The 17,704-nt window shown below is 59.3% G+C and carries 6 protein-coding genes and 1 pseudogene; all 7 read right to left on the bottom strand.

Going from position 1 to position 17,704, the window contains the following annotated elements; all coding sequences use genetic code 11:
- Positions 1-11: 11 nt before the first annotated feature.
- Complete coding sequence (locus tag AC07PQ_RS21235; protein ID WP_493186294.1) at positions 12-4,634, bottom strand: RHS repeat-associated core domain-containing protein; 4,623 nt, start codon at positions 4,632-4,634, stop codon at positions 12-14.
- On the bottom strand, positions 4,631-5,896 hold the full coding sequence (locus tag AC07PQ_RS21240; protein ID WP_493186293.1) for a tetratricopeptide repeat protein: 1,266 nt from the start codon (positions 5,894-5,896) through the stop codon (positions 4,631-4,633). The genes AC07PQ_RS21235 and AC07PQ_RS21240 overlap by 4 nt, the downstream gene beginning before the upstream one ends.
- Positions 5,897-5,912: 16 nt before the next feature.
- Complete coding sequence (locus AC07PQ_RS21245) at positions 5,913-6,545, bottom strand: hypothetical protein (protein WP_493186292.1); 633 nt, start codon at positions 6,543-6,545, stop codon at positions 5,913-5,915.
- A 1,323-nt stretch (positions 6,546-7,868) separates the two neighbouring features.
- Positions 7,869-11,792: an RHS repeat-associated core domain-containing protein gene (locus tag AC07PQ_RS21250; RefSeq protein ID WP_495072393.1), complete on the bottom strand. Its 3,924-nt coding sequence runs from the start codon at positions 11,790-11,792 to the stop codon at positions 7,869-7,871.
- 561 nt (positions 11,793-12,353) lie between these two features.
- A pseudogene (locus AC07PQ_RS21255) lies at positions 12,354-15,245 on the bottom strand (SpvB/TcaC N-terminal domain-containing protein); the annotation flags it as partial.
- Complete coding sequence (locus tag AC07PQ_RS21260) at positions 15,242-15,901, bottom strand: hypothetical protein (RefSeq protein WP_007925593.1); 660 nt, start codon at positions 15,899-15,901, stop codon at positions 15,242-15,244. The pseudogene AC07PQ_RS21255 and the gene AC07PQ_RS21260, both read right to left, overlap by 4 nt.
- Before the next feature lie 63 nt (positions 15,902-15,964).
- On the bottom strand, positions 15,965-17,698 hold the full coding sequence (locus AC07PQ_RS21265; RefSeq protein WP_007925594.1) for an Ig-like domain-containing domain: 1,734 nt from the start codon (positions 17,696-17,698) through the stop codon (positions 15,965-15,967).
- Positions 17,699-17,704 lie beyond the last annotated feature (6 nt).

Here is a 17,704-nt window from a genome sequence, read left to right on the forward strand (position 1 = left end):
ATTCTCGATTCTTACTCCCAATCCAAATTTTGGATCTTTTTCAGTTGAGGTTCTGTCAATCTAATTTGACACCCAGCACAAACAGGCTTCGTCGGTTGTTGCGCCAGAACGGTCTCGTTTTTTTCATTCGCTCCATTCTCCATACGCTGCTCTGCATGGTGCCGTGTGCCGTCTGTATTGGCGCCATGTTCGCCTTTCTTCGACTTCGTGTAGTTCTTCCACTCCGAGCTATTTATATCCCGAATTTCCGGGCGCGTTATCATTTTGGGATTGTTTATAGGGTCATCTTTAGCTTTAGGGTTATAGTTTTCATTCTCTTCTGGTTTTGTGCGCCTTATCAGTGGGTACGCTTCTCGAAACTCTTCGCCATCCTTCAAAGTTACAGCTTCAGGAAGTATCTGCTCATCTCCGCTGGTTGTCAAAACAACCGCTCTAGTATTAGGGTCTTTATTGCGCTCAATAATGCCGATAGATATCGTTATATATTTTATGCCTGCTCCCTCCAGCTCTTGTCGAATTTCTTCTGCTCTTGTTTTAACATAGACTTTGAGAGCCTCATCGTCCATTTTTCGTAGTTCTAAACTAAGGATTTTTTGCGCATAATCACGTTTTGTTTTGTTGGCTGCATCTTTTACAAATTCAATAAACTTATTTAAATCATCATCAGCTAGCTTGCTTGATTTTAAGTTTTTAATATGCTCATTGGCTTCCTTATTGATTTTCTCAAGCTCTTCTTTCAGTTCTTCATGAAGGTTCTTGCTAGGATCTGGCGTATCCTCACCTTCAGAACCCTTGGGTGACTGTTTCCCCTCTTTGTCGGATGAAACACCCTTTTTGTTGTGATGTAGCCCGAATAGATCAACTTCCCATAGCGGGCGGGTGGAATAGGCATAAAGATTTACCCCGCCCGCCTGTCCTAATGGATCGGATTGCAGGTAGCGGCCATGTTTGGGGGCGTAGGACCGAAACCGATTGCAATGCAGCCCCGTCTCCCGCTCGAACCAATGCCCCGGCCAACGCAGGTCGTATTCGACCGTATTGCCCTCGGCGACGCGGATCAGGCCGTATGGGTCGATGTCTTCCGCCCGCCAGGCTTCCCGCCCCCGGGCATCCTCGATGCGTTCCGGCAGGCCGACCTGGTTGCAGAAGACGAAGTACGCGCGCCCCGATTCGGGCGGGGCGTCGGGGGTGTCGTAGTCGAGGAACAGGAAGGGCAGGAAGGCGTCTTCGTTGGCGTAGACGTAGAGCCGTAGCCGGCCGTCGGGCGCGGTTTCGGCCGCGAGGCGGTCGCCGTCCCAGTGGTATTCGGTGCGGGCCTGACCCAGGGTCTTGGCGATGCGCCGGCAGAGGCCGTCGTATTCCGCTGTCCAGGCGTCCGGGCGGTCGCTCCAGCTGACCTTCGCCAGCAGGTCCATGCTGTTGTAGTGGTAGCGGGTACTGTGGCCATGGACGTCCACTACTTCGCAGAGATGGTTGCGGTGGTCGTAGCGATAGGTGCCTGCGCTGGAGGTTTCCAGGCGGTTGCCTTCGCGGTAGCGCATCCACGGTACGGCCGGAGTGGCCAGCAGGTTGCCGCCGGGGTCGTAAGCGTAGTGGCGTGTCGGCGAGCCGTCGCGGATTTCCCAGACGAGGCGGTGGGCGGCGTCGTAGCGGTATTCCCGGGTGCCGTCGGTATTGCTCTCCACCCGCCGCAGTTCGCCTTCGCAGCTGTAGCGGTAGCGCTGCCAGCAGGCCGCTTTGGGCTGGCCGGAGGGCCAGTGCAGGCGGCCGATGCAGCGACCGTCGAGGTCGAAGCGGCGCAGTTCGCGGCTGCCGTTGCCCAGGGCCAGCAGCAGGTGGCCGTCGGCGCCGCGTTGCAGGTGGTGGGTGCCGCCGTCCGGGGTGTGGATCAGCAGAGAGCCGTCAGGCTGCATGGCGTAATCCACGGTGAAACGGTCGAAGTAGGTGGTCCGTGCCAGGTGCCGGCCCCGGTACTGGTGGCGCACGCCCTGGCCGTCGCGCAGGTCGCTGGTGCGCCGGTCCGCCCAGTCGTGGCTCATGCACACCTCGTGGGTGTCGGTGGAGGCTTCGGTGAAGTGGCCGCGTTCGTCGTACTGGTAGCGATGCTCTTCGCCAGAGGCCAGCAGGCGCGTGCTGTGCAGGCCGTTGTCGCCCACTTCGAAGCGCAGCAGCAACTCGCCGTGGGCGTCGCGCTTCTCGATCAGGCGGTCGCCGGTGTCGTAGGCGTAGGTTTCGCGGGTGACGCCGTGGCGGACGACGCGGGTGATGCGGTCCTTGTAGTCGTAGTCGTAGGTGCTTTCGTTGCCGTTGGCGTCGATGACTTGGCGGACCTTTTCGCGCCGGGTGTAGCCGTAGCGCACGCTGTGGCCGAGCGGGTCGGTCTCGCTGCCGCGCAGGTTCCAGGAGGTGGTGGTGTAGTGGTGCTCGCGGCCGTCCTTGTCGGTGAAGCGCACCAGGTTGCCGGCCGGGTCGTGTTCGAAGTGTTCGCGGCGGCCGTAGGCATCGAGGCGCTCCACTATCCGGCCCAGCACGTCATGGCGAGTTTGCGGCGGCAGCGGTTCGGGCAGGGCGAGCACGTCGGCGGCCAACTCGGCCAATCCGGCCGGCAGGTCGAGGGGGGCGGCGGGCAGGTGCTCGATGGCTTCGCCCCACTGTAGGCCGAGCGGCGTGCTCGGCACCTTGTGTTCCAGTGGGTTGGGCAGGTTGGGGGCGTCGTCCTTGGTCGGCCAGACGTTGCCCCAGCGGTCCATGCGCCCGCTGTTGCGACCATCCGGGTCGTAGAGCCAGCGCATCACGCGGCCGCCAGAATCCTCTTCTTCGACGATGTGGCCGTCGGCGTGGGTGAGGATATTCCGTTCGCCTTCGTAGGGGTCGATGACGCACACGACGGTGCCGGCCTCGTTGTAGAGGAACAGCCATTCGCCACCGTCGGCCTCGGTGACGCGGGTGAGACCGGGTTCGTAGGCGAGGTCCACCCGCCACAACTGGTCCTGGCCTTCGCTGTGCACGCAGCGGCCCTGGGCGTCGTAGGCGTAGGAAAAGGAGTAGCCGTTGCGGTCGGTCACCCGCGTCATGCGGCGCTGGGCGTCGTAACCGTGGGAGCCGCTGTGGCCGAGGGCGTCGTACCAGGTGGCGAGGCAGCCGGCGCCATCGTATGCGTAGCGCGCCACGCTCAGGGTGTGGTCGGGCCGGGCTCGCTGCACCTCGGTGATGTGCCCCTGGGTGTCGTAGTGGAACCACCAGGTTTGCAGGGGCTCGCCGGCTTCGTCGATGTCGCAGAGGCATTCGAGCCGGCCGTCGGGGTGGTAGCGCGGGGTGCGGCGGATGTTGTCGATGACGATCCCGGCCAGACGGGCCTGGATGTCCGCCGGGCCGCTGCGTTCGAAGCCGAGGATGCCGTGGCGCTCGTGGCGGAGGATGAAGCGGGTCGGGCTGGACTGGCTCAGCGTATAGCCGCCGAAGGTGCCGGTGTAACGGCCGTCCGCCTGGCGCGGGAATTCGTACTCCCGGCGGCGCGGGTCGATGTACAGGGCGCGGGTGCGCAGCAGGAGCAGTTCGTGCTGGAGGCTGTGGCGGAAGCCGAAGCCCAGCGGGCCGTCTTCCTCGCTCCAATGGCTGTAGTAGTAGCGCTCCCAGGTGAAGCGGCCGGGGCCCTGGTCCTGATAATCGACCAGTTCGTCCGCGCTGGCGCCGGTAACCGGGTCTACCGGGTGGCCGGGGCGGTCGCAATCGGGGTTGGCTTTCTTGCTCTTGGGGGCGGCGAGTTCGGGGAGCTTCTTCGCTGCCTTGGCCAGGCCGCCCGCCACGTCCATGGCGTCGGGCAGGGGAAAGCCGCCGATCAGCACGGTGGGGTTGCCCATCGCCAGGGTGCCGGTGCTCGGCGGGACGCCGGGGTCTTTGCCGAGCAAGGCGCCGAGGGCCATGGTGGCGGCGTCGGCGGCAGCCTGGGCGGCGGTCATGGCCGCTTCGCCGTCTTCGCCTCCCTCGGCCTGCGCCGCCGCCGAGAGGCCGCCCGCTGCCGCACCGGCGGCGGTCATGGCCATGCCGAACTTGCCGAAGGCGGAGGCCGGGTTGCAGTGGCGGGTGATGTCCAGGCTCATGCGGGCGGCCCGCGAGCCGCCGATGTAGGTGTTGCTGGAGCCGGTCCAGATGTCGTAGCCGGGGAAGAAGCTGCCACAGGTGGGCGCGATGCCCAGGTCGCCGGCCCGCGCGGCGGGGATGCCGCCGATCAGCACGTTGACGCAGCACGAGCCCAGGGTGGTGCCGAGGCTGGGCAGTGGCGCGTTGAGGCTGGGCGGGTGCGGATGGGCGTGCGGCACACCCCGGTGCGGCACGCCGAGCACTGCGGCGGGCATGCCCGGCGTGAGGTGGTCGAGCGGCGAAACCAGCAGCGTCAGGCCGGTGTTGAGCAGCTCGAAGGGGGCGCCGACCACGGCCAGGGCGGCGTTGACCCAGTGGCTGACCACACCGACTTCGCCCTGTTCGGGCGGCGGCGCTTCCTGGAACGGTTGGGCGGTGTTATTGACCACCTCGGCCAGGGCATCGACGCTGGTATCGCCGGTGGGGGCGATCAACGGTTCCGCGGCCGGTTGTTCGCCCGCTTCGGGGAGCTTGGCGGTGGTGTTCCAATTCATTGGACCGACTCGACCGGAGCGGTTTTAGGCGTGCCATCGTCCAGGGCGGCTTTTTCTGCCGTGAAGCCGCGTACCTGTTCACGCAAACCGGCGTCGGCACAAAGGGCGATCAGGCGGTCGAGGATCGAGCGGCAGGGTTCGAAGCAGCCGAACTGCAGGGCCAGGTCCTTGGCCGTCACCCAGGTGCGCGCCGCTTCGGTGAGCTTGCCGGCCCCCCGTTGCGCTTCGCCGAGCTGCTCCAGCGCGTCGAGCTTGGCGTTGAGGAACATCAGCTTGCCGGCGCAGCGCTCGGCCAGTTCCAGATAGCCTTGCGCTTCGTCGCAGCGCCCCAGGCGCAGGCAACTACCGCCTGCAGCCATCAGCAGATTCAGGGTGACGCTCAGGTCATTACCGTCGGCGGCTTGCGCAAGCGCCTGCTGGTAGCGCTGCCTGGCCAGGGCATGATTGCCCTGGCGGGTCGCGACGTCACCCGCGCCACCGAGGGCCAGCGCCTGGCCGATGCTGTCGTTCTGCTGGTGGTGGTAGGTATGCAGCAGGGCGTATTTCTGCGACGCCTGATCGAGGCGGCCATGGGCCAGGTCGAAGGCCGCGAGCTGGGTCAGGGCCTGCATGCGCTCGACCACTGGCAGCGCGGGGTCGTTGACGCTGCGGACCAGACCGTCGGCTGCCCTGGCGACGGAGAAATCGATGCTCAGGACGCAGGTGTGGCGGGCCTGGGCGTCGGCGAACCGGGGCAGCAGGAAGGGCGCGGCTCGGTCGTCGCGGACGATGAAGCGCTGGCCTTCCATCCACGGCTCGACATCCTCGAGCGCCAGCAGGCGGATGATCAGTTCCAGGTAGCCGTTCGGGTCGCCGATCGAAGCCGGCGCGAATCCCCAGACGATACAGGCGTGCGCCGGCACGCAGCGGCGAATGTGCTCGATGGCGGCTTGCAGCCGCGCTGCCGGCTGGCCCGCAGGGTCGGAGCAGGCCAGCGGCAGCGGCGGCCACGGTGTTTGCTCGTCCTCCACGAGAAATTCGTTGCCGGCGCGAATCTGCATGGCCAGCGAATCGATGCAGCACTGCAGGTAGGCGGCACTGTCCGAGCAGTCGAACGGAAAGAGCAGGAAGATATGGCTGGGCCATTGCCGGTCCCAGTTTTTCAGGACGCCCAACGGGAAGGCACTGTCGCAGTCGGCCATGTCGAGGATGAGCGTGGGCTGGTCGGGTTGTTCGATGAACGCCTGCAAGCCGGCTTCCATCGTGGCGAATTCACGCTGCATGCATCAGCCCCCGCGGTCAGTTCAGCCGGATGAAGCGGCCTCGCAGCACGGTTTCGGCATCGGTACGGATATCGACGCCGCCACGCCCGCCACGCAGCTCGATGGCCTCGGCCCGCAGCCGCAGTTTGCCGTCGACCTGCAGGTCGACATCGTCGCCGATCAGGCGAACCACCGGCCCCTGGCTGGAGGCCTGGACCTCTATCAGCGGGTTACCGCGGGCATCGGCGATGCGCACGCACTGGCCGGAGGGCACCGTGATGGTCTGGCTCGCTTCGCTCGGGGGCGGCTGTATTGCGCCGGGATAGGGTGGCTCCAGCGTGGCGACCACCAGGGCTTCGGGCCAGTTGGCGGGCTGCTCCAGCAGGACGCGGTCACCCCGCTGCGGCACCACGGTGCGGACGCACTCGAGCCATCGTGCGACCTGTTCGCTGCCCGCCGACCAGCGCACGAACACGTAGCCGGGCAGCTCGGGATGATGGGTATCGATGACTTCGCCGAGCAGGGACCGGGGGCGTTCGCTGATGGGACTCGGCGTGGCTTCCAGTTCCTGCCGGGGCGGTGTCCGGCTGCGTTCCAGCAGGTCGCGCAGGGACCCGACGGGATCTTCCGTGGAGGTTTCGGAGGGCAGGGGAGTGGGGGTGGGTAGCATGTCGATCGCCTTTTATTGGGCTCCGCCCGGAGGGAGCGGGAGGTCACGTCATGGCGCCGACAGCGGGAACTGGTGCCGGTGGGGTAGCGAGGGGAGGACGTTCTCGGCCGGGTTTCTGGGCCGAGCGCCTGGGTTCCATTCGAACGCGCCTGCACATCACGGGCTCGTTGGCATTTCACACGGCGTGCGGGAAGGACTTGAAACTTTCGGAGAGAACCAATGGGGAGGGTCAGCCAATCTGCCAAACGCCGGTAATTTGCGGCGAAACATCCTTTGCATTTGACTGAACGATAAAGGGCGTCATCGATCAGCGTGTTCACTTTGAATAATCCGTTATTTGCAGTGATTGATTTCCATTAGTGAGAAACGGTAGCTCAAGGCGAGGTTTGACTTCAACGAAACCGAATATAACGATTATTTATCGATGAGCCGTTGGTATGTAATGTGTGGAATTTGTATGTGTTTCAAATTTAGCGTGACCGGGCAGAGATGCTTTTGTTTTTTGTTCTTTTTTTCTTATGTATTTCAATGTTTTGCAAGTATCGAAATTGCAGTTCGCTGGACGCCCCCATGAAATCGAAAAGCAGGCGAAACGAAATCTAGATGAAGTCTTATGGCCAGCATTCTGATTGCTAATAATGCTTTCATGCTGATACTTGTCATGAGTGCTTATTGCAAAATAATCTTTCAACAAACGAAGTCATCCAAGCATTCAGGCAGCAATCTGAATTGAGGCTTCGGCTTTTGGCATAGGAATAGAAAGCCTGGATCGCCCGCAGATGTGCCGCAGTAGTGTTGTAAGCGCGATGCCTGAGCTTGAGCTGAACATAGATGAACGGGACGAGAATGGGTAACGGCGCCGCATCTCCAGTTCGCACGAGCAACGGTACACGCTGACCGGAAGAGAAGCGGCACTCAAGGACTCGTCATGAACACGAAGGACATGGCCCGTTGAGAGAGTGGACGCCTGGGCCTGTGAGTTTAATTCGTCGCCTCCAATGAAAAAGCTATGTTGCTCGTCTAAGTCCGCACCCTGTTGCAAGTAATTTGTTACACATAGAGTGATCCAAGGAAGCCGGAGATCCGTTTTTCACCTTTGAAGCAAACTCAATTAAGCTCAGCAACATTGGCGTGGAGTGGCGAAGCCACTTGGACGCGGCTCATTCCAGAAGGTGTCGACGACCTTACCTTGCACGGACCTGAGCCTGAGTTTAGAGCCCAGCTCAAGGCCAGGCATGATCCTGGGGGCTACCGGTTTATCTCCGAAGGCTGAGCGCTGATCAATTTGTCACCCAGTTACTGAGCGGTACTCTCAAGTTGCTTCTAATGCCGTTCAGGACTGCGACTTCTTGAACTGGAGGAGGAGCTAACGTCAGGAGAAATGGAATCGGTCTTCGTCCTTCGAACGATCCCTGGTGTGGGTGAGTTGCTACGTCGATACTGATGAGTTTTCATGTTGCCCAGGTTCGGTCTCCCGGGATGGAAAGTTGCCCCCCAAGAATCGTCGTGGCTCGTTGCTGTCAGGTTGCTCGTGTAGGCCACTCCCAGGCTGTGATAGCCGGCCTCGGTGCGGTAGGCCGTATCCTCACTGAATTTATCGGCACTGAAACTTCCCTCACCAACAGGCGCACGTTTGCGTCGTTTGAAATCGTTCACAAGCGCTTCATTACGAGATCCGGACGGTAGGAAAGCTATCAGTGTTCCCGTCGGCTCGGTAACGCTACGACCCAGATTAAAGAAACCGTTCAGAATACTTTCATTCATGCCCATCACACTCTTGGTGGCTTTATGTTGCGGTGAAAAAACCTCACTGAGCATGAGCGTCGTAAGACTGGACATATCGGTTATCTGCGGGTCTTTACTCCCGGAGCCATGGGGTATCAAGGCGCTTGAGTATAGGTAGGCTTCATCCGTCGGGAGCACTTTGAAGCCTTTATCGATGCCCATCACTTGCAACTTGCTAAGTCCGTAGCCAGCGTGGGGGTTGTTGAATACGAGAGTATCGAAGCGGTCGCTACCGGTACTCTCCTTGGCCCAGTCGGCGAGCGCTCCCCAGCTTTCCTTCGATGTAACATCCAGTTGGGAGGGGTAGTAGTGAAGGTTGGTGGGCATGTTTTTCGGTGGGGGGATGAGATCGTATTGTGTGACGATGATCGTAGCGTCTGGGTGTTTTTTCGCCAGGGCAACGGAGTAGCTGAAGTCTTTGCCTTCGCCGGCAATTAGAATCCGCATCATCCCGTTGGGGTCGGAAAAAATGATCGGGTTGTCACCAACATAACAGTACAGATTCAGGCCATCGTCCGGGCCGGATGGGTCGGCACTGAGCCAGCGACCAATGGAAGGTTGGTAGTAACGTGCGCCGTAGTAGTACAACCCCGTGACCTCGTCACGCTCCTTGCCGGCATATCGGTAACGCTTCAGTTGGACGTCCGTTGCATTGTCGCCGGCCATGAAGCTTGTCCCACCGTAGGGAAAGTACTCTTCATAAGTAATGATCTTGCCGGATGAGTCCAGCTCCATCACGGCCGAGCCCAGATTGTTCTGTAATTGGTAGCGCAACTGTGGCGAAGCAACGCCATCGCCTGGAGAGCCCACAGTCCAGACCAGACGCTGCGCCAGGCAATGCTCGCCATCCATCACGCGAATCGTGCGGTACTCATTGGTCAGTTTGTTATTGACCAGGCGCCGACGAATCTCCAGGCCATTGATATAGACGGTATCGTCCAGCATCTCGGTCGTGCCGGTATTGCCAAACGTGCGGGAGACTTTGCGCAGCCGGGCGCCATTGGCATCATAAACGTAGAACTCAGTGTCGTCGGTAGCGTTTGCGCGCGCAACCAGGGTGACGTTGGCAAGGCGGTCGGTACAGGACCACTGTGCACCCGGCACTCCAGCCCATCGAATCTGATTGCCGGCGGCATCGAAGAATTCATCGACCCGGGCAGGATCTATTGTCAGTGTCGCGTCTACACCGTGATTGCTGGTTGCCGAGACCGTCACTTCCCGGGTGGTCGGTATCGCTCCTTGATGCTGTATGCGCAATAGGTTTCCGGAGAGATCATAACTGTAGGTCCTTGTGTAGTTTTGCAAGGCCTGGCCGTCATTCAACGCAGGGGTGGGGATAAAGTCATTGCTACCTTCACCCACCCCAGGGTGCTCGCGACCGCTTGCGCTGATCAGCCTGTAGGCGGCGTCATAGGTGTAGCTGGACTGCGGGTCGACTTGCTGGTTGGCGTTGAACACCACCTGCTGAGACGTGTCGGCGATGGAGGTAATGTTGCCTGCAGGATCGTAGACGTAACTCAGCGCCTGGAGCGTTCTACCGTCCAGGGTATGCTGCGACACCAGCGTCTGGAGCCTGAACGTCCTAGGCTCGTAGGTATAGCGCGTTGCCACGCCATTGGCGTAGATGATCTGCTGGCGCTGCCCCTTGGCGTCATAGGTGATGCTGTCGACATACACTTGGGTGACATCGGTGTCTGCCGGTGTCAGTCTGACCTGGGACACCAGGCCGGTTCTTGCATAGGAGTAACTCACCCGATCTGCCGTTGCATCGTTCACGCGGCGCAATGCCTGAGTCTCTACACGGTTCAGCGCATCGTAGGTCCAGTCGGTCTGGAATTTTTGCGTGTCGTCCAGCTGCTGCCAATCGGCTTCCTGAGAGAAATCGATTGCCAATTGCCGGGTCTGACTCAACAACTGCCCTTGAATCGAATAGGCCGCATTGACCTCCACCCCGGCACTGTCGAACAGTGTGTAGAGCTGACCGCGCAAGTTAAGTCCCTGGGCGTCGGGAGCTGATTCGCCGTATTGCATCTTGCGTACGGTTCGAGGAACTGTCTCGTGGGCTTCGGCAACTTGAACTTCCAGCAAGCGTCCCAGGAGGTCATAACTGCTTGTCTGGATTGCTCCCCGGCTATCTCTACCCCAGATCGGCTTGCCGGATACATTATTGATAACCCAGCGAGTGCCACTGTCGACACAGGTACTTTTGACCTTCTGCCCATCAAGGGTAAAGATCACCCTGATGTTTTTTAAACCTTGTGCAAGCATCCTGTCGTCTGCGCTGTCCAGCAACTGTCCCTGGACATCGAAGTGGTTGAATAAGGTGAGCCCGGCAGCCTCCAGACGTTGGTTCGTGCCCAGGGGCGTAAGCAACTTGGTAACCCGTACTGCCTGACCCAAAGCATTGAACTGGCGAACGGTGGGGGTGTTGAAGAAAACAGCAGCCTGTTGCAGCGCTGCGCGCTCCCGAGGGTCGAGTGTCGGGTCGTCGATGTGGGTACGGTAATAATCAGAGTCGAGCACCGTATCGTTGGTGTCGAACAAGTGTTCGGACCACGGGCAAAACAGGGTCTTGGTAAAAAAACCCTTGGGGGTGTCGACACGGATCTTACGGTTGAGCGGATCGTACAGAATCAGTGCGCTGACCCCGAAGCTAGAAAGCTCTTCGTTGCTGACATAGCCTCGGTCTGCACTGAAGAAGGGCTCGTACTGTTTGATCGGATTGCCCTTGTTGTCATAGATCGTCCGCCCCGAAACGACCCAGCGCTCGGCGCCATGAGTCGAGGTGACCGAGTGGTCGGCATTGACTTGCCAGCTCGGCCCTGGATCGACCAGTGCCTGACGCTGGACAAGGCGGCTGAAGCCATCGCTGTACTGCATCGAGTATTGGACACGGCCGGTCAACTCATAGGTTTCAGCTTGCAGGGTGGTGGCGTGGACAGGGATTTGACTGGGCACCGTCGCTAGCCGTGCCTCAACACCTGCTGCGACTTGAGAGGACAAGCCTGGCAGTTGCAATGGCATACCGATGGGGTGTTCGCGCCAACGCTTGAGTACGGCGCCACTGCGGCTGATATAGCATTGCTCAACGAGCGCCTCCCACACGCTGGACAGTGTGTCGCCAAGCCCGTTCAGTACCTGAGGTGCGATCCGCCCGCACCAGCTGAATAGATCGTAAGTGGTGTAAGTCGCAGCGCCTTGCAGGTAGGTTTGTGGCTGAGCAAGTGCCGTCTCCAAGTCAAAGGGCTGTTCCTGGCGATCAAGGGCAAGTGGTTCGAAACCTGTTGGTTGTTTACCTTGCAGTCCCCTGAGCGAGGTTGCCCACACCATACCGAGCGAATCGCATAGTGCCTGCGATACCGTTTGGTTGGGGTCGGTAATTTCCCACGGAGTGAGCGTTCGATAGTCGATACCGGTAACGCTGGTCACGTTACCCAAAGCATCTTCACTGCGCACAAGCATCAAGTCATAAGGGTCATATTCCAGGGCTTGTCTCGCACCAAACGGATCGATAATGTCGCTGGGCAGATAGTAGTTATTGGCGTCCAGAAAGGTCTGGAGCAGGCCCGGGTTCCACCACAGGCCATCGTTCTCGATGTATTTTCCGTTCTGTGCCAAAAGCTGCGTAAGGTCGGCTGCACTCAGGACACCGTCATAGACAGCTTGAAGATCAGTTGGCGTTGCCAGTGCGGTCCATTGTTGACAGAGCAGCCCCTGTGCGCTCGTCTGCCCCAAAGGCAGTGCTGCTCGTGTCGCAGGGTCCCAGTAATAGCTGCGATAACGGCCGAGCAAGGTCAAGTCGGCCTCAGGATCCGCCAGGGCTGTGTCGACCAGGCGGGCAAGCTCCTCAACCGTATAGATCTGGCCTGAAGCGGCCGGCGGGGGAGACCTCAGTAACCAGTTGCATGACTCCACCGGCTGCCCCAGTAAGCGCACATCGATCCCCGTCAAATCAACGAACCGGTTGACATTGCATGTGACGTAACGTTGCGATTGCTCCGGCAACCGAGTGGCGATGTCGGCGCGGCGCGGGTAGGCGATGCTAGCGCGGCGCAGCACACTGCCGTAGTCATCGACCTGCAAGGTCACATCCTGGGTCGTACGCGGGTCATCCGGATTACGTTCGTAATGCAAGCTCAGCGTTTGCAGTGGATAAGCGAAAAACACCGCATGCTGCTTTCCGTTTGGCAGTTGGATTTGACGTACGTCATAGCTGTTTTCCACAACCTGGTAAGGCGTGCTCTGCGCGTCCGTCGAATCCAGACCATAGATTTCCTGTCGTAACTGAAGGCCCTTGAGCGCCAGATGAGCCTGACGGACGGACTCGGCACCCGGCTCTCCCTGCCATTGGAAACGGGCTGGCATAACCTTGGGTGCAGCGGCGTCAGCCGCGAAAAAGTCGCTCGCAAACGTGTCACACAGGCTGCCATCGTTCATCCAGGCCCCGGTGTGATACCAGGTGCGGGTCAAAGACGGCGGGGTGTGGACTTCTGCGGTGTTGGCGCTACTGGCGAGGTACTCTTCCCGGCTTTGCGTGTCGGTATGGTCGACCTGTCCAAAGCCACAGAACTGGCGTTCTATAGGGTCGTAGTAGCCATGACGATAATTGAAGGTTGATACCAATCTCGTCTGCGAGACGCTGTCTATGGCATCTATCCGGTCCACGACTTGGACCGGAAAGGGCAGTTCGGTTACCCAGGGACGCCCATTGCGCCGATCACGCAGTGCATAGGTAGTGGAAGGCTGGTAGGCGATATGGGTCGACGCTCCCATGTTGTTATCTACCCGATTCAGCAGGTAGGGTTTGGTGCGACAGCCAAAATCATAGGCTAGCGGTCCCGGCAGATGGGTATCGCTGAACACCAGCGAGCCGCTACCGTTACCACGAACGTCGGCGAACTGGATCTTGCTGGCTGGCCCCCAAGTGTTTGGCAGTGGTATCGCAATAGCATCGGCAAAAGCATTGCCGCTGTGGTTCATGTATAGGTCGATGTGATCGGCGCGGGCATACAACAAGTCGATCGTACCGGAGCCGTCGATATCGGCAAGGAACAGGCGCTCGATGGAGAAGTCCGAACCGAACTGCGGAGCGTTGCCCAACTGGACCCTGCTGCCGAAACGTCCAAACCCGAGATTGGGCCATACCTCCACCGAACCGTTGGCAATTCTCACCAGATGCTCTCGGCCTGATCCAAACATGTCGGTCATCTGCAATACCACCGAAGACGACTGCTGGGTTGCCTGCGGTACGTCACTATCGCGTGGTCGCACGAGCACCGGCCCGTAACCTTGGGCACCCAGCGAGGGGTAGACACGCACCGATTGATCGTCCAGGTACACGACATCGTTCAGACCGTCACCGGTCAGATCAGCCAGCAAGCTGTCGGGCGACAGCAGATCGCGAGGGACCGCAGGTAATACCTCGAAAGGTGCCCATCCGCCGTCTGCCAGGGCCTGGGCATAGCGCGAACCATCAGCACTGGCGGCGACCCACGCCGGACGACCGCAACCGGTTATGTCCAGCAGCGTCGAGCTCCCCTTGAGTCCCAGACTCGGGAGGGTCATGGGCGCAACAGGAGGGGTGTAGAGAATGACTTCATCGCTACCGCCATCCGGTTCAACGCTCTTGCAAGGTCCCTGTGGGGTCATGTACAGCACGGTACTTTGCGACTGAAACAAAATGCCAGGGAGTCCTTGCCCTTGTAGATCGACAAAACGATACCAAGGCGCGGTTCCGACTGACGGAACCGGCACTTCATCGTCCCGAAGCAACGCCTCGAAGCGACCACTGTGAGGGGCGAATTGAGTGTAGCCAAACTCCAGCGGTGGTAAGGCTTGGCTGATGTAACCCTGCGCTGTCGATTGACAACCCATAGCCTCGACCATGACCAGCCGCGAGGTGACCGGGTTCTGATCGTAGGTGAACCGAGTCAGCCGGACCAACGCCGGTTCGTCGCCCAGCTCCTTGAAACGATGAAACATCAGTATGTGTTGGCACAACCGGTGAGTCCGGATCTCAAAGCCGGCCGTGTAGGTTGAAAATGGATCCTGTCGGGCTGCCCATTGCGCTTGCTCTGCAGGAAAGTAAGGCTGTGGGGGCAGTGGATCGAGTGTGTATTGGCCGTAATCGAAAACGGCTTCGAAATGCCATTCGGTGGTGACCAGATCATCAAACGAAAACACCGGCTTGTCATTCCCGTAAAGAATACGCTCAGGGTATCGATTGGCTGTCTGCACGCGTCCCTGTTCGTAAATGGCAGCGGCAACATTGGCAGTATTTTCAGCCTGATAGGTGTACAGCGTTGCATCGCCATGAGCGGTGATTCGATCTTCGATCAACCAGGAAAAAATGTGTTCAGGCTGTGAAGGGTCTGCGATACGTGCGTCAGCCGTTCGACCGAAATGAGTCTGAGTGTTGCCCGCGTCGATGATTCTCCAGAAGCTGCTTTGTGTCTGCGTGTTGATCCATTGTTCGATCAGGGCAAAACCACCTTCGCGGCAAGGTAGATAGCACTTGATAATGTGGCCGTCTTGCTCGCGGGACGGGGTCGAACGATCTTCAACAAGCGGCGTTCCATCAGGCAGAACATAAGTCTCGGTACCGTCATAACGAGGTTGCCCGGTGGAAGTACGGCAGGCAATCGCCGGGATATCGACGCTAAAGCCTAATCCGAAGATGCCATTGCCTGCTGCCGACTGATACTGCAGTGAAAGCGCAGGAGCACTGCCCTTGCAAGCGGTCAGAGCTATTGGAACCACCAGCGTCGCTGCCCCTGTGAACGCATTGGCTGAAAACGTTTCACCGAGACCTTGAATGGCACCACCGCCCTTTGGCAGGACAACGTTCGATGGTTTGATTCGCGGCTCTTGCACTGCAGGAGGGTCTTCAGCGGCGTCGGTTTCGGGAGATATCATTTTATCGTTCCAGCGTGTTGAACATGCGTAAGGGGATCACCCCAACGGCTATAGCCGGGACGATCAGGATGCGCCCCTGGACATTGCTCATCGCGTAACCGGGCTTTTTTCCCAGTGACACAACCACAGAGTTCGCAGATTTTGCGATTGCTGTCACCAGTCAGGGCTGCGCCCACCCGGTAGGCCAGTTTGTCTGGTGTCGCGGTGTGATGCGGGCAGGCCTCACAAGCGCTAAGCCGTCGCTCGAAGAGATCGTTGTCGGTGGTCTTGAATCCTCCCCGTCCCCAGGCGACGAAAGAGCGTGCCGCCTTTGTCAGCAGCGCACTGTTACTCAGCTCGATGCTCGACGATCGGGAACTTTCATCGCTGACGAGCGGGTAGGTTTCGCCACTGTTTTCGAGTCGTTGGGCTGGTTGTGGATGCGCCAGCAGATGGTCACGAAAGGCAGGGGCAGTGCGTGCGGTAAACAGCGTGGTGGCGTACGTGGGGTTATCGATAATGGCGATGAATACTGCTCTACTGACCGGCCCATCCAGGCCGAGATAACGACCTGTCTGTAAACAGCCATCGTCGAGGCTGGTAAACGCCTGAAAGTCAGGAGGCATTGTTTGATTGTCGCTGATTGTCATGTTGAACACCTTTATGCCGAGGTACATGAGCTGTCTCTAACCAGGGGTATCCACCCGGATGGATACCCCTTTGGTTCTGAGTCGACAGCGTCAGCAGGAAGGGGACTGGAAGGCAGCCCGGACATACTGAGGATTCAGGGCATTTCCATCCACGGAGAGCAGGTCAGAGACCGTCACGGTGTACGTTACCCCCGGTTTCAGGTCGGCAGTCAGGTTGACGGTATTCGGTTTGCCTGGGGGGCAAACCACGCTGAGCACCTTGGCCGTCGGATGAAGGAAGTAGTTGGCGACCTTTTGTGCCTCGGCTTGATCCAGCGGGTCGCTGAAGGTCAGCGTCACTGGCGCCTTTATGTCCGCCCCTGGAATGGCATAGAGCAGCTTGAGCGTGGCCGGCTGGGGGCCGCCGGCGCAGGGAGGGGAGGGTTCAAAAGAAATCGCCCGACGGTACGTTTCAATGCGGCAGTCCAGATCCGTAGCATGGCAACCGGTTTCAGGATGGTCTGCCTTGGTCGGGATATAGCCGAAGAATGCCTCTACCTGGTTGATCGCATCAAAGATAACGGATGGATAAAGCGGGTTGAATACGCTTTGCAGAACGGAGGGTGCCAGGTAGTCCGCGACTGATTTGCACAGCAAGCCTGTAGGCCCTACCGGTTGCGAATCCGAGAAACGGCTCACCAGATACCCCAGTACCAACGCCAGTCCTTGCCACTGCAATGCTTCGGCACGTACCAGGCCACCTTGCACCAGGACATACTCTTTTTTATCGAGTTGCAGCGAAAAAGCGTTGGCCTCGCGACTTGACGCATCCAGGATGAAGTGGATGTTCGGGTAGATGGCCTGGAAGAGTTTGAACAACCACAAACAATAGCCGGCTCGTTGCGGGTCACGTACCGAATAAGCCTGTTGGGAGTGTTGCGCTTCCTCAGCTTGAATCTGGGTCAGGAAACCCTGGTTTATGGCCTGTGGCGGGATCTCCAGGGTAAACCCATGGTCGCCCTGCAAGGTAATTCCACCAACACCTGCGCCTGCGCTGCGCAATGAGGTGGCGGCGCTTTTGCTGGCAGAAGCCAGGAACGTAGCCAGAGCCTGTTTCGGGCGCGCCGAAAGAGTCACACCCTTGATGCTCGCAGCGTGGGCATTGACTGCTGCGTCATGGGCTTGGGTCGTCACGGCGGGCTCGGTACCACGCTGAACCGCCAAGCCTTGGTCAGCCAATTCGTCGTAGAACAACTGCACGGAAAAGTCGCCAGACAGAATGCCATCCGTGTCGATCAGGTGCCCATCCAGATTGATAGGCTGCCCGATGGAGGTCGAGATATTCCACACTCCGCCCGTGTAGCTTTTGACTTCCAGCCTGGTGACCTCGGTGGGCGTGCCGTTGGCCAACAGCACCTGATAGCCAGGCCGTAGCATCTGCGCCTGGATCAGTTTGCGGTCCGCTCCCAGAAAGGTGTGATTCATTGTGACGGTGACGGTGATCTCTTCTTTGCCAACAAGGAATGAAACATAGGCCATTTCCGGTTGGACACTGGTCACAGTCGTCCCGTTGGAAAAGGCAACGTCACGCACTTGAGACTGACCATTGGGGTCGTACGCCAGCACCGGATCACCGACCACAAAGGTCTGAATGGATTTAGTCTGCGTGGCCGACTGACGTACCGGGGTATCGAAGGCCAGGCAGGAACAGGTGCAATTACAGCATGCCCCCGTTGAGTCGCAGACCAGGACAAGATGGTTAACTGGCCATCCATTTGCTTTACACGTGTTATTGATTTGCGCCGACACACCGCTACAGTGTTGGGCACTGCACATATCCGTCATGGTGTT

Source organism: Pseudomonas sp. GW821-FHT09E12 (assembly GCF_059416085.1).

Bases quoted from the DNA above. Each gene is read 5' to 3' on its own strand.
- AC07PQ_RS21245 (WP_493186292.1), bottom strand. From the start codon at position 6,545: ATGCTACCCACCCCCACTCCCCTGCCCTCCGAAACCTCCACGGAAGAT.
- AC07PQ_RS21240 (WP_493186293.1), bottom strand. From the start codon at position 5,896: ATGCAGCGTGAATTCGCCACGATGGAAGCCGGCTTGCAGGCGTTCATC.
- AC07PQ_RS21265 (WP_007925594.1), bottom strand. From the start codon at position 17,698: ATGACGGATATGTGCAGTGCCCAACACTGTAGCGGTGTGTCGGCGCAA.
- AC07PQ_RS21235 (WP_493186294.1), bottom strand. From the start codon at position 4,634: ATGAATTGGAACACCACCGCCAAGCTCCCCGAAGCGGGCGAACAACCG.
- AC07PQ_RS21260 (WP_007925593.1), bottom strand. From the start codon at position 15,901: ATGTACCTCGGCATAAAGGTGTTCAACATGACAATCAGCGACAATCAA.
- AC07PQ_RS21250 (WP_495072393.1), bottom strand. From the start codon at position 11,792: ATGCTTGTGCGCAGTGAAGATGCTTTGGGTAACGTGACCAGCGTTACC.